Genomic DNA, 12,982 nt, shown 5'->3' with positions numbered 1-12,982 from the left:
AAAAAATCATTAAGATACGTTACAGCTGTTGACAGGTGATACTGAGTGCTGTAAATTAAATAACAACTCACATATATAATTGATTCTTATCCAGAGAGGTGGAGGGACTGGCCCTGCGAAACCTCGGCAGCTACTTGGTAAATAACTCAGGTCTGTGCCAATTCCAGCAAACACGTGATTGTTTGAAAAGATAAGAAGAGATGAAACGGAAAAAGCGTGTAACCTCTTCTTATTAATTAGGAGAGGTTTTTTGTATGGATGTTTTAAGTGAATGAGTTACAAACGGGTATTTGTAATCGATTGCTCGCGAAGTTTTATAAAATAGCACTTATGTAAAGAATAGAGACCAGAGGAAACGGAACATTACGCTTATATCTTCGTATCGTGACAAAGTAAGTTAAGCTTCTAGCGTCCATTTGTAAATGAAGAAAAGACATTAAGATAAAGGAAAGGAAGGATGACCATGTCTAAATACCTACAAGAAGCAATTAAAAAAAGAAAAGAATTTATTATTACCCGCTTAGTACAATTCCATGGAGATGAGGATAGTCAGCCAGATACGCGTGATTTAAGTCGCTTAACATTAACTGAACTGGAGGATAAATATGCCTATATAAGAGGAAATAAGGATGATGAAGAAGAAATGCCCCACTAAATAAGATAAGCTTAGAAAGTTCATCATTAGCCTAAAAATTTCGTTGCGCACAATAGCCCTATTTTGGGTCTATTGTGCGCGTTTTTTTACATACAACAAAGAAGTAACGCATCATTTCAAATAGTGCTCGGGCTTAAATGAGGTTTAAACTAGCCGCTTTGATCCCATAAGAAACTTTTAATTCTTCTAGATTTCTCATTAAATAGAGGTTATCTCTCTTAAGCTAAATCCTTCACTTTTCGTGCATTATCACATATAATAAATAGAAGTAATCCTCATTAAACAGGTAGGTATTATATGTTATTGGAAAGAAGTGATTAATTTGGGAAGAGAATTCGTGGAGCTATTTGATCGCTGGGCGGATAATTATGATAAAACAGTACAAGGCGTCGAAGAAGAGTATCGTGCCGTATTTGAAGGCTATGATACGATTTTAGAGGAGGTCGCACAACGCGCTACCGGTAATATTTTAGAATTTGGAGTAGGTACAGGTAACCTAGCCTCTCTTTTACGACAGAAACCTTATAAATACATGGGTGTTGAACCGTCTGAAAAAATGAGAAAAATCTCTGAAGAAAAGCTATCTATAGCACTTTATGATGGTGATTTCTTATCTTATCCAAAGCCGCCATGGCCGATTCATTCGATCGTGTCTACTTATGCTTTCCATCACCTTACAGATAAAGAAAAATCACAAGCAGCGGCAGTTTATAGCCAGTTACTATCTCAAGGGGGGAAAGTTGTGTTTGCTGATACGATTTTCATAAATGATGAGGCCAAACATGATATGATTAAAAAGGCAGAATCCATGAATTATTTGAACTTGGCACAAGACTTACAAACTGAATATTATACGACAATCCCTACTTTACAAACTTTATTTGAACAAGAGGGCTTCACTGTGGACTTTAAAAAAATGAACAGCTTTGTTTGGATGATGGAAGCGGTGAAATCATAAAACGGCCCTTCAATCAGTGGACGTTTTCCGTTTTTATCACACTGATTGGTAGTGGAGTTAATTAGGCCATTAGCGTCCGTTATCTCCCGCCTGTATAGCTTTATCTCTTGTGGGAGTTTTACGGCCGGTTATCTGTGAGAAAAGGAGGGACTAAGGATGACTAAAAAGATGAATGTTGAAAGCTTTAACTTAGATCATACGAAGGTGAAAGCACCTTATGTGCGTTTAGCAGGAACGACGGAGTGAGCTAACGGGGATAAACTGTATAAATATGATCTAAGGTTTTGCCAACCTAATAAGGAACATATGAAAATGCCAGCGCTCCATTCACTAGAGCATTTAATGGCTGAACTTTCCCGTAATCATCACGAGTATATTGTTGATATTAGTCCGATGGGATGTCAAACTGGCTTTTATTTAGCGATTATTAATGATGACAGTTACGAGAATGTCTTAACATTACTCGAAAAAACGTTACATGATGTTTTAGCAGCGACAGAAGTACCGGCATGCAATGAAGTGCAGTGCGGTTGGGCGGCTTCCCATTCTTTAGAAGGGGCACAGGCGTTAGCAAAAGATATGCTAGCTGCAAAGCATGAATGGTCCCGCGTATTTGCTTAAAAGCGGGTATGTAAAGAAGAGGTGCAACGATGACAATTTACAGCGGTATTCACTCATTAATTGGTGAAACACCATTATTTGAAATTACACGCATTCCTTTACCGACTAATGTGAAGGTGTATGCTAAGCTTGAAGCCTTTAATCCGGGAGGTAGTGTAAAAGACCGGCTTGGACAAGAATTGATTCGAGATGCGATAAGCCAAGGGAAAATAACACCTAAGGGAACTGTCATTGAACCGACGGCAGGGAATACAGGAATTGGGCTGGCATTGGCTGCGGTAGGGACAGAGTTAAAGGTTATATGTGTGGTCCCAGAAAAATTTAGTCAAGAGAAACAGCAGTTAATGAGAGCGTTAGGCGCTACTATTGTAAATACACCCACTAAAGAGGGAATGGCCGGTGCTATTGCAAAAACAAACGAGTTACTCAAAATAACGCCTAATTCATTTTCGCCAGCACAATTTGCTAATGCTGCTAACCCGCAAACGTATTACAAAACCCTCGGTCCAGAACTCATGGCGGACCTGAAGGGAAATATCGATGTTTTTGTGGCTGGCGCCGGAACTGGTGGTACCTTTATGGGAACAGCCAATTATTTAAAAGAACAGGACGCCTCCATAAAAACGGTCATTGTGGAACCAGAAGGCTCGGTATTAAATGGGGGTGAATCAGGTCCCCACCGTACAGAGGGAATTGGGATGGAATTCCTGCCTGACTTTATGGATCGGTCTTTTTTTGATGACATTCATACGATTACAGATCGCGAGGCCTTTCACATGGTTAGACAATTGGCTCAAAAAGAAGGCTTGTTGGTAGGTAGTTCATCGGGAGCTGCTTTTGCTGGCATTTTACGTGAAGCGGAGAAAGCAAAGGAAGGTGCGACTCTTGTGACCGTTTTTCCTGACAGCAGTGAACGCTATTTAAGTACCGATATATATGGAGGTTAGATAATATGAAGAAGAAAACACAATTAATTCACGGTGGAATTGTTGGAGATAAACATACAGGGGCTGTGTCTGTCCCAATTTATCAAGTGAGTACGTACAAACAAGATGGGGTTGGGAATTTTCAATATGAATACTCACGCACAGGGAACCCGACGCGTGAGGCGTTAGAAAGTTTAATTGCCGATTTAGAGCAAGGACATGCCGGGTTTGCTTTCGGGTCAGGAATGGCAGCTATTTCTGCGGTGATCATGTTGTTCGACAGCGGTGACCATATCATTTTTACAGATGATGTATACGGCGGTACGTACCGTCTTATGAGCAAAGTGATGACACGATTTAATATAGACGTGACATTTGTCGATACGAGCAAGCCTGAAGCTATTACAGAAGCGATTAAAGAGAACACGAAGGCTATATTTGTAGAAACACCTACAAATCCGTTATTAAAGATTACTAACTTTAATGAGGTAAGCAAAATCGCCAATGAACATAACTTATTGTTTATCGTGGATAATACTTTTGCAACGCCTTACTGGCAAAATCCGATGATCCATGGTGCTCATATCGTCCTTCACAGTGCCACTAAATACTTAGGTGGACACAGTGATGTGGTAGCAGGACTAGTCGTTGTTAACTCTGCAGAGCTTGCTGAGAAATTACACTTTATTCAAAACTCTGTCGGCGGTATTCTAGGGCCACAAGATTCATGGCTATTAATAAGAGGGATCAAAACGCTAGGCTTACGGATGGAGCAAACAGAAAAAACGACAGCAAAAATCGTTGAGTATCTATCATCAAGAGATGATATTCAATCAATCTATTATCCAGGTTTAGAAAGTCACCCTGGTCATGATGTGCATAAAAGCCAATCAAATGGCTTTGGCGGTATGGTATCATTTGATGTTGGTAGTGGCGAACGAGCAGAAAAAGTGTTGCGAGAAACAACCTACTTTACCCTTGCAGAAAGCTTAGGAGCAGTGGAAAGCTTAATCAGTCTTCCAGCTAAAATGACGCATGCCTCAATTCCACGGGATAGACGTCTTGAGTTAGGTATTACAGATGGTCTTGTGCGTATTTCAGTAGGGATTGAGGATGCAGATGATTTAATAGAAGACTTAAAACAAGCATTGAATCATCAAGGATAACCATTGGCTGGTCTGGCTACTGACATGAGATAAGAGATTAAAAGGGGTGGTCCATAAGTGGATCGCCCCTTTAAAATAGTCTTATTAAGCTAAATACAAGATGAACCCTTCCAACTAGTGAACTACATGTGGGAAAGCTCGGAAATGTTTAGTGATAGACGCCTTACTAGTTAGCTTCGTTAATCACTGTTTCAGGGATCTCGATTGGATCAAGTTGATTCATATCTGAATAATCGACCGAAACCGTCATAAAGATCGAACCTAGGTCATTTTCTGCTAAAATTTCATAATCCATACTTTCTATCGTAAATGTGTCTTTAGAGACAGTAATTGAGACGTCTAAATCTGTATCGTTTTCTAAGTCGAATCCGGTTAGCTCGACGGAGAATGGTTTTTCAAAAGCTTTATACACTGTTTTATCATAGCCAGTGTATGTATAGATATAGGCATTTTCTTCTTCCGTTTGCTCCGTTTTATCAATAATATCTTCGAGTATACTTGCCATAGCATTGTAATCAGAGTCAAAGTTAGTAAAGTCATCTATGGAATCACTAGTGTTTTCCCAGCCTTCGTCATTCGTATTCGTATAGGCTTCTTCGCCCACTTTATAATATTCCATGGCATCTTCTGTATCATCTGCCACACTATTAAAAATACCATGACTGTCTTGCGTATTCTCAAACATGTCTACGGAATAGCTCGCTTCCGAAGCTTGACTACCATATAATCCTGCTTCCAACTCAAATGTTAATACGAATTCCCCATGATAGTTTTCCACATCGTCCTTACTTGTAGATACACGTTCAATGACGTCTTCTTGTGACAAGTTATCAGAGCTTTCGGCGCAGCCTGTCACTAATACTAATAGTCCAGTAGTTAATAACACAAATGATGTTTTCATTGCTCACTCCTTCTGACCTTTGACAACTAAAAAAGTAAAAATAGAAGAATGAATCACTTTTTATAGAGGAGAGTAAAGGTCTTATCATATTAAAATGTATGAATATTCGTTATAAAGTATATCATGAGTTGCGTATTAATACCTTATTTTTTTAAAGGGGTTTAAGAAGGGAGGAGGTGAAAACAGCTTTACTTATTTATCACAGTTAAAAACTCCCGTGTCAAAATAGAGAGGGGGAGCTCAATCTATTTAGACGGGAGCTAACGGATGCTAATGTGTTGATTCACGCAACGATCACTGATTGAACCGTTCGTTATATGATTTAATGTGGGATTACACCTCATAGCTGTATTAATAATAAAAGAGACAGTGCGAACGGTACTACACTGTCTCCCATTTCTATCCTCTTATAAATGGCATTTTTATGGACTTTCGGTTACGACGCCGCATGCAATTCTAGCACCAGCATCACCTGTGTCTAGTGTTTCATCATCAGGACCACTTGTTTGAGCCTCTGTTGATTCGTATCTGTCAGGGATATGGCCTAAGTTGTCAGGATCTTCATGAATCATGACAGCCACGCCATCTTCTAATAATTGTTCAGGGGTGAACGTGTCAAGCTGTACAGCCATATAAGCTGTTCCATCCTCATTAGCATATAGTGGTGGCATGTCTCCGGCGTGGTTCCCATGGTCCTCATTTTCAGGGTTATAGTGACCGGCTGCTGATGAGAAGGGTGTGTCCTCATCATGTTCACATATGGGTTCATCATGGAGATGAAAGCCGTGAAAACCCGGTTCTATTCCATCTATATGAGCCTCAACAATGACATACTCCCCTTCATTAAAAAATAAAACGTCTCCTATTTCTTCCTCATCTTCGTTTAAAAGGGTTGCTTCTGCTACACTTCCATTGGTAAATGCCGGTTTTGTGTTATTATTAGTGACTATGACCTCATCATTGTTGCCATTTAAGTCTGTATTAGCATTAGACATCTCTGGCGTATTTTCTTCACCGCAAGCAGCTAATGTAAATAGTATGATGACTGCTGGTAGCAATAGTTTTGGCGTTTGTGCTGTCATCGTGATCCCTCCCTCTATAAAGTTAAACATCTTATGCAAATACCCGTTTCTCACCACATCATGGATACTCGTCTAATCTGGGGCGCAATCTAAATTTTATAAGAGAAGTCCTTTCTAGTAGGAAACATTGAAACACTAAGAAATTGGGACGGAAATAGCATGCCGCACTAAAGGTAACTGGTTTGATTGCTTACTGGTGGCACACACGCCATTTCTGTGAGCAACTTTCCTGCAATCACCCATCACTTTTAGCGCAATCGGTGTATACACATGCTTGTGGAAACAGAACGTGTTCAACGCCTTTCCTTCTGAAAAGGAAAATAAGCTCTTTTACACCCCATTTCCTTAAGTATTTATCTCAATCAAGTATAACTGGTGACTGAAGAATACAGGATTTTCATACGTTTTTATTATCTCGAGCTCTAAGTTTATGACATACCTGCTTCATATTGCAGACGTTTAGACAATTCGCGGAATTGCTCTTCGTCAAATCCCGGTGCAAATTCTTCAGGAATATGTTCTAGATCTGGAATGTCACCACCTTCTGGTACCCCATCCACAACCTCTAATTCACCAGGAGGACCAACAGGAGTAGGGCCTGTCCAAATACGATTTAATAAACCGTAATCCTCATCACTGAATCGATAAAGTTTCAAGTGTGATCCTTCATCTTCGTATTTCTTTGCGTGGTCAAACTTAGAGTTATCTAAATCTGGAATAGGAAGCATGTTCATAACGTTAACTCCTGTCACTTTTTCAAGTGCTTTTGCATAGGCCACAACATGTACACCACCACGGACGAGCAGATAGCCGCACAACTCACGCGCTGTTTCGTTATCTGTCATTTGATATACCCGCATTTTATGTGTTCTTGCACCACACTCAAGATAAAAGTTATGAAGTAAATCATTCACTAAGTTACCACTTGAAAAAACATTATCTCCCGTCCATGCTTTCCCAGTAGAATCAGCAGGAAGGGCATTTTGGCCGCCTAAAATAAAATTGAATTTATTCTCAAAACCAAGGGCTTCTCTTAGTGGCGTATCATCAGGATTCGTACTTCCGTTTCCAACGGAACCATCGAGATTCATGTTAATCGTATTGGCAACAAGTTCGACGTGACCAATTTCCTCTGCCGAAATACTCGCAATAAGCTCATAAAACGGGCGGAGCTTCTTTTTAGCACGGAAGTTAAACGATTGAAACAGATAGTTGTTTAACGTTGACATCTCTCCAAATCGGCCACCTAGTAGCTCTTGTACAACCCCAGCTGCTTCAGGGTCCGGTTTACTCGGCTTCGGTAAATCCACCTGCAATTTGTCGATGCGCTTAAACAAAGTTACCCCTCCTCAAATAGAATGAAAGTCATTAACTGCTCTTCCCTGTAGACAGCGGTTAAAACATGAAACAGAAAAAAAATATAGAATTGTGGGGAAGTCCTAACTTGCTTATATTAAAGGATGGTAACTTGGCCCTGTCTGGGGTATGTGGATGATGGGGAGGAAAAAAACATGTTATGAACAAAAGCAAAAGGGCCACTAATCATAATGTCCAAGTGGAGATTTATTTTTCTATTTTAAGAGTCGAAAGGTTTACGCAGGAATGTATAGGTGATAGAGAGAAGTGAAGTATGGATTTAGTGGAAGCCATTTTATAGGGAGGGGAGCTGAAAGACACACTAATTGACGCTTGTTGTACGATACTTGTCCATGGGGCTTTTGTTTAGGCCGTGATGATGAATAAGATTAGAGCAGGAAGCTTTATGTTGACGATACCTGTTTACTTTATCAGATAGAAATGCTGCTAATAAAGCAAAGCAGGAGGGATGAACTCAGAGGCATGGTGAGAAGTTAAAAAAGGTCGTTCTTCACTTTTTAGTCATAAATATAAGCCAAGCAATAAAAAAAGAGACAATGGGGAAGATAACATGCCATATAGTTAAACTGAGCTGTCCATACCTAATCAAACTAGTAGTTGTCTCATAGGTAACATTGAATAAGACAGTACAAATAGGAGCTACATATACTCTTTTAGTTAAAAATGAAGCGGCTAGTCCTAAACCAATAACAACTCATGTTACTATAACAAGCTGTAGTATAGAGGGATCAAAGGCATTTAATAAACCCATAGTAAGTAGCATCTCCGATAACAACTTGATTAATAAATGACAAAATTATAATAGGTGATATGATACTACGTCAAGATAGAAGACACATGTTTTTTACTACCAAGATTTCGCTTGATGGATTTCAGAAAACTGAACGATGGCAGTTTCTAAAATTGATTGGGAGTGTGATATTCAAGTGAGAATGAAATAAGCGGATATTTTTCGGTTAGATGAAGGAAAGAGCTGATTTTTAGGAATATAGGGGGATATATTCCGGTTATGCAAAGCAAAATGCCACATTTTCAGAGTTTCCGAGTCAATAGGCGGAACATCTCCGTTTAATTAAGCTATTGATAATGCTAATGACAATTTAAGGGGACTTTCTTCGCCTATTTCTCAGATCGGGCTAAATGACTTAAATAGTTTAATCAATCTGTAAGTTATCATTACTCCGATTTTTTCCATTATCAAAATTTCGTGTTATCTTCTTATCTTTTCCTGGTACTTTCTTCAAATAATAACGGGCCTAAAGGAGAGTGCCCAAAGCGTGACGGTTTAAAGACACTAAGAAGGAGAGGATGGATTACCAATCCCCTCACAAAACATGTCGGATACCCTATTGTTCTGGTTCAAATGTGTTACAGTCGGTTTCCTTTTGATTGTCAGCCTCTTTACCGGTATGACTGACCACGTAAATCTGATCTGCATCACACTTGTTTCCGTTGGCCCAATAGACGCAATTACTTACTTCACAAAGGACATCAACAGCCATAGGTAATCCCTCCCCTCATAGTTTTAAAATAGGCAAAAGCGGGGAAGGTTACACAGGTAAAATTTTCTGGAAAAGGTTTGGTCAATTCTTATCATTGGTTTCAGTTAAAGCTTTTACAAAATAAACAGTGGGTAGAAGGAGGCCTAGTGCAGCTTGGACAAGTGAGAAAAAACGGGCACTACCAATTGGAACTAAATCCCCGTAGCCAACAGATAACATGGTCACACCACTAAAGTATAAGGCGTCTAAAAAAGTGACTTCAGCTACCTCATCAGTTGGATCATTAATTTTTAAAATAGGTTTTTCCAAAGATAATAAATAATAAAGGCAGGCAAAACCTACAGTCAATCCGCTTAGAATTAGAAATAGTTTCGTTAATAATGCAGAATCATAAAAACTTTTTTTATAAGATTTCTTCAAGAAAAAGGAAAGAACATTTACAAGTAAAAAAAGAACGGTGAGAATAATGAGTATCGTTGAAAACATAAGAGAACCCCTTTCTACACTTTGAGCTTCCCCTTTTTGGAAGCCTTAAACATATTAAAGAGGTGATGATGATGGAAAAGAATCGAGCAGAATTAATCTTGGATGCGAAAGCGTTATTAGGAGAAGGACCTTGCTGGGATGCAAAGACGAACACATTAATATGGGTAGATATAAATGGTCATACCGTCAATGTCTATAATCCAATGACGAGAGAGGATAAACGCTATGATGTAGGGGAATACGTCGGAGCTGCAGTTGTGCGTGAAAATGGTGGATTGCTGCTTGCGTTGACGGACGGATTTTATAGTTTTGATATGAAGACTGAAACGATTTCTCGTATTGAAGATACTGAATCCCATATTAAAACAAACAGGTTTAATGATGGTAAGTGTGATCCGAAAGGGAGATTTTGGGCAGGAACCATGGTTTTGGACGGTAACCCTGGAGAAGCTAATCTTTATCGGTTAGACAATGATTTAACAGTTCAGTTAATGGTTGCTGATGTGACAGTATCCAATGGACTAGCATGGGATATCACGAAATCATGTATGTATTATATTGATACACGAACAAAGGCGATTCGCACCTATGACTTTGATAATGAAACAGGGAATATAGCCAACGCCAAAACAGCCGTGACATTCAAACCGGAAATGGGAAGTCCAGATGGGATGACAATAGATGAAGAAGGGATGCTGTGGGTAGCATTTTTTCGCGGGTGGAAAGTCATCCGTTTGAATCCTGAAACCGGACAAACGCTCATGGAGGTAAAAGTACCGGCGAGTCAAGTAACATCATGTACATTTGGCGGTGAAAATTTAGATGAGTTATATATAACTACAGCGCGAAATGGATTATCGGATGCTGATTTAACAAAACAGCCACATGCAGGAGGCCTTTTTAAATTTAAACCGGGAGTGAAGGGGGTCCCCTCCTACACGTTTCAAGACATTAACAGATAGTACCTTTGCTTGACTAGGGATAGCGCATGTCAGACTCACAGGAATAAAACGCTAAACCTTTTAATCATGGGGCTAGATACTAGCCCCATCTTAAATACATTTGAAGGCGGCAGCATTGAGGCGCAGCATTAGCTTGATTAATCGAGATGGTAAATGTCACTGACATTGGGGTGTACGTTGTCCTGACATCAAAAGGGCCTGCCACTTCCTGCATGATTCTATCTACTTCCTCATCTTGTCCTGCTTGAGCTGCGGTCATCAGTTGTTGCATTCGTACAGAAGAAGTCGTGAAATGCTGTACGACGTCGCGTCCTTTTTCAAGTAATGAAGGATACGTTTGTAACGACTGCTGAAACAAGGTGGTGTCCACTGGCGGGTATGTATTTACAGGATAGCGATAGTAGAAAGGATAGGGGGAATAATACATAAGTACCGAATACCTCCTCCTAAAACATGATTGTTTATAAAATGTATGTAGCAGTTGCTTCAATTAGTCATTAATTATACCAGTAACGTGATAATTCATTTATTAGAAGTTGTTCCCAGCCATTACTTAGTTATTTTAACGAATCAATTTCATAAGGACGTTTTATGAGCAAAGAAACAATGATCTATGAAATTTTTAAAAATAGTAGTGACGTAAGGCAGCCCCGTAGAATGAAGGCAATTACTAGGGAAACTTTCATCTGATATGAAGGTCATATTCGTTATTCGGATTTTGAATTATGACATTTATGAGAATCATTGTGCTTATCTCATTGTTTAACATTAGAATGAGACGGGAACGGTTAACTATCCACTAAAGAAGGGAATGAAGAGGCGATGCTGCGGACAATTTTAATGATAATTGGAGCTATCGTGGTCATTAGCTTTATCTTGTCAATGATTTAATTGAACACTCGTAGAATCAAGTTTTGATTAAAGGCTAGGAGTTGATTTCATGAGTCGTGAAGATAAGAAACCTTTTCAACATGATCAACGCTTTAAAAAAGATAAAGAAAAGCAATTGGAAAGAGATCAAAAAGTCATGCCCATAGATGAACTTCCTTTAGAGGAGATCAAATATGAAGAGGAAGAGCAGAGAGATAAAAATAAAGAAAAAACAAAAAAGCGCTCTTCTACAGATAAGTTAACATAGTTTAATTGAAGGATTAACGCATAAATACTAATAAGATAGAAATAAAAAAGCATAAGTAAGACTAAAACACTGCTTGAATTTAAACTTCATGCAGTGTTTTTGCGTGGATGCTGACTAATACCTTGAAGTGCATCATTAAAAAGTGCCCTGTTGTTATTTTAATAAGTATTATTGCTGCTTTTCATATTAGGCAGGCACCCGCTTTTCTTTATTATCATAGACTGTGTGGAGAGAAGGCGGATTAAACATATGAGGAGTGATGTTAGTGCCTACAGCGCAGGAGGAATGGAATACGTATGTGAGTCAAGTAGATGAGTGGATGACGGCTGTAGAAGAGGCGATTAGTTATCGATCAGAGGAAAAACAAAAAGAGAAAGGACATGTTGCTACCGAATTGGAGTCGTTGAAAAGTCTCCGAGGTAAATTATTAGAACCACTTGATGATGAAAAGTTAAAGCTAGCTTTTACATCACAAGTGGATTATGTTGCAACCGCTTTTGAACAGTGGAGAACTGCGAATAGAGAAGTGAGAAAAGAGCCTTTTGCTGGTAACAATCAGGCAGTGCCACCAGGAGGTCACCGCTTACCGTCGCTCCCTTATGCTTATGATGCTTTAGAGCCTTATATTTCAGAGAGAATTATGCGTTTACATCATCTCGAACATCATCAAAGCTATGTAGACGGCTTAAATAAAGCAGAACTGGCAATGAAAGAAGCCCGAGAAACACATGACTTTGAATTGATTAGACATTGGGAAAAAGAAGCGGCTTTTCATGGCGCCGGCCATTACCTCCATACGATGTTTTGGGAAAACATGAGCCCACAAGGTGGAGGGGAACCAAGCGGTAAATTACGCGAGCAAATTAACAAAGATTTTGGTAGCTTTCAAGCATTTAAACAGCATTTTAGTGAAGCAGCTAAAAAGGTGCAAGGTGCGGGGTGGGCGTTATTAGTATGGGCGCCGCGAGCAAGGAAGTTAGAGATTTTACAAGCTGAGTTTCACCATCTCTTGAGCCAGCAAGATATCATTCCTTTATTAGGGCTGGATGTATGGGAGCATGCTTATTATTTACAATATGAAAATAATCGTGATGAGTATGTTGAGCAATTTTGGAACATTATTAACTGGCGTAATGTTTCTGATCGGTTTAAAGAAGCGCGTCAAGTAACATGGAGGCCTTTGTAAATTTAAGTAAGAGGAATGTTTT

The 12,982-nt window shown here is 39.3% G+C and carries 13 protein-coding genes, 1 pseudogene and 1 riboswitch; of the genes and pseudogenes, 8 read left to right on the top strand and 6 right to left on the bottom strand.

Annotated elements, in window-relative coordinates; all coding sequences use genetic code 11:
* Nucleotides 1–83 precede the first annotated feature (83 nt).
* Nucleotides 84–197: riboswitch (SAM riboswitch) on the top strand.
* Nucleotides 198–463: 266 nt separating this feature from the next.
* The 5 genes and pseudogenes from BK581_RS10835 (at nucleotide 464) to BK581_RS10815 (ending at nucleotide 4,326) form a co-directional block, all read left to right on the top strand.
* Nucleotides 464–655, top strand: coding sequence for a hypothetical protein (locus BK581_RS10835; protein ID WP_078578188.1), 192 nt, complete (start codon nucleotides 464–466; stop codon nucleotides 653–655).
* A gap of 322 nt (nucleotides 656–977) precedes the next feature.
* Complete coding sequence (locus BK581_RS10830; protein WP_078578187.1) at nucleotides 978–1,613, top strand: class I SAM-dependent DNA methyltransferase; 636 nt, start codon at nucleotides 978–980, stop codon at nucleotides 1,611–1,613.
* Nucleotides 1,614–1,769: 156 nt separating this feature from the next.
* A pseudogene (locus BK581_RS10825) lies at nucleotides 1,770–2,234 on the top strand (S-ribosylhomocysteine lyase).
* A gap of 29 nt (nucleotides 2,235–2,263) precedes the next feature.
* Nucleotides 2,264–3,181, top strand: coding sequence for a PLP-dependent cysteine synthase family protein (locus tag BK581_RS10820; protein WP_078578186.1), 918 nt, complete (start codon nucleotides 2,264–2,266; stop codon nucleotides 3,179–3,181).
* A 5-nt stretch (nucleotides 3,182–3,186) separates the two neighbouring features.
* Complete coding sequence (locus BK581_RS10815; RefSeq protein WP_078578185.1) at nucleotides 3,187–4,326, top strand: bifunctional cystathionine gamma-lyase/homocysteine desulfhydrase; 1,140 nt, start codon at nucleotides 3,187–3,189, stop codon at nucleotides 4,324–4,326.
* Between the two features lie 166 nt (nucleotides 4,327–4,492).
* Here the strand turns inward: BK581_RS10815 and BK581_RS10810 are convergent, their stop codons facing one another.
* The 5 genes from BK581_RS10810 to BK581_RS10790 form a co-directional block, all read right to left on the bottom strand.
* A complete protein-coding gene (locus tag BK581_RS10810) occupies nucleotides 4,493–5,227 on the bottom strand; it encodes a DUF6612 family protein (protein ID WP_078578184.1) in 735 nt (244 codons plus the stop codon).
* A gap of 422 nt (nucleotides 5,228–5,649) precedes the next feature.
* Entirely contained in the window at nucleotides 5,650–6,309 is a 660-nt protein-coding gene (locus BK581_RS10805; protein ID WP_095995547.1) for a superoxide dismutase family protein, read from the bottom strand.
* A gap of 428 nt (nucleotides 6,310–6,737) precedes the next feature.
* Nucleotides 6,738–7,646, bottom strand: a complete 909-nt coding sequence (locus tag BK581_RS10800) for a manganese catalase family protein (protein WP_078578182.1) — start codon at nucleotides 7,644–7,646, stop codon at nucleotides 6,738–6,740.
* Nucleotides 7,647–9,032: 1,386 nt separating this feature from the next.
* Nucleotides 9,033–9,188, bottom strand: a complete 156-nt coding sequence (locus BK581_RS10795) for a DUF1540 domain-containing protein (protein WP_078578181.1) — start codon at nucleotides 9,186–9,188, stop codon at nucleotides 9,033–9,035.
* An 81-nt stretch (nucleotides 9,189–9,269) separates the two neighbouring features.
* Nucleotides 9,270–9,674, bottom strand: coding sequence for a potassium channel family protein (locus BK581_RS10790; RefSeq protein ID WP_078578180.1), 405 nt, complete (start codon nucleotides 9,672–9,674; stop codon nucleotides 9,270–9,272).
* Between the two features lie 71 nt (nucleotides 9,675–9,745).
* Between BK581_RS10790 and BK581_RS10785 the strand changes: the two genes are divergently transcribed.
* Nucleotides 9,746–10,636 carry an SMP-30/gluconolactonase/LRE family protein gene (locus BK581_RS10785; protein WP_078578179.1) on the top strand — a complete coding sequence of 297 codons (891 nt, stop codon included), beginning with the start codon at nucleotides 9,746–9,748 and terminating at the stop codon, nucleotides 10,634–10,636.
* 79 nt (nucleotides 10,637–10,715) lie between these two features.
* On the opposite strand, the gene BK581_RS10780 is transcribed toward BK581_RS10785, so the two are convergent.
* Complete coding sequence (locus BK581_RS10780; protein ID WP_078578178.1) at nucleotides 10,716–11,063, bottom strand: hypothetical protein; 348 nt, start codon at nucleotides 11,061–11,063, stop codon at nucleotides 10,716–10,718.
* A gap of 513 nt (nucleotides 11,064–11,576) precedes the next feature.
* Here BK581_RS10780 and BK581_RS10775 point away from each other — a divergent pair.
* Nucleotides 11,577–11,774, top strand: a complete 198-nt coding sequence (locus BK581_RS10775; protein WP_078578177.1) for a hypothetical protein — start codon at nucleotides 11,577–11,579, stop codon at nucleotides 11,772–11,774.
* Between the two features lie 265 nt (nucleotides 11,775–12,039).
* A complete protein-coding gene (locus tag BK581_RS10770) occupies nucleotides 12,040–12,960 on the top strand; it encodes a superoxide dismutase (protein ID WP_245829002.1) in 921 nt (306 codons plus the stop codon).
* Nucleotides 12,961–12,982: the final 22 nt, after the last annotated feature.

Source organism: Salipaludibacillus agaradhaerens, from assembly GCF_002019735.1.
Lineage (GTDB): Bacteria > Bacillota > Bacilli > Bacillales > Salisediminibacteriaceae > Salipaludibacillus > Salipaludibacillus agaradhaerens.
The sequence above is the reverse complement of the archived record's forward strand: the minus strand, read 5'-3'. Positions and strand labels throughout refer to the sequence as shown.

Bases quoted from the DNA above. Each gene is read 5' to 3' on its own strand.
- BK581_RS10805 (WP_095995547.1), bottom strand. From the start codon at position 6,309: ATGACAGCACAAACGCCAAAACTATTGCTACCAGCAGTCATCATACTA.
- BK581_RS10810 (WP_078578184.1), bottom strand. From the start codon at position 5,227: ATGAAAACATCATTTGTGTTATTAACTACTGGACTATTAGTATTAGTG.
- BK581_RS10790 (WP_078578180.1), bottom strand. From the start codon at position 9,674: ATGTTTTCAACGATACTCATTATTCTCACCGTTCTTTTTTTACTTGTA.
- BK581_RS10785 (WP_078578179.1), top strand. From the start codon at position 9,746: ATGGAAAAGAATCGAGCAGAATTAATCTTGGATGCGAAAGCGTTATTA.
- BK581_RS10795 (WP_078578181.1), bottom strand. From the start codon at position 9,188: ATGGCTGTTGATGTCCTTTGTGAAGTAAGTAATTGCGTCTATTGGGCC.
- BK581_RS10780 (WP_078578178.1), bottom strand. From the start codon at position 11,063: ATGTATTATTCCCCCTATCCTTTCTACTATCGCTATCCTGTAAATACA.
- BK581_RS10815 (WP_078578185.1), top strand. From the start codon at position 3,187: ATGAAGAAGAAAACACAATTAATTCACGGTGGAATTGTTGGAGATAAA.
- BK581_RS10775 (WP_078578177.1), top strand. From the start codon at position 11,577: ATGAGTCGTGAAGATAAGAAACCTTTTCAACATGATCAACGCTTTAAA.
- BK581_RS10835 (WP_078578188.1), top strand. From the start codon at position 464: ATGTCTAAATACCTACAAGAAGCAATTAAAAAAAGAAAAGAATTTATT.
- BK581_RS10820 (WP_078578186.1), top strand. From the start codon at position 2,264: ATGACAATTTACAGCGGTATTCACTCATTAATTGGTGAAACACCATTA.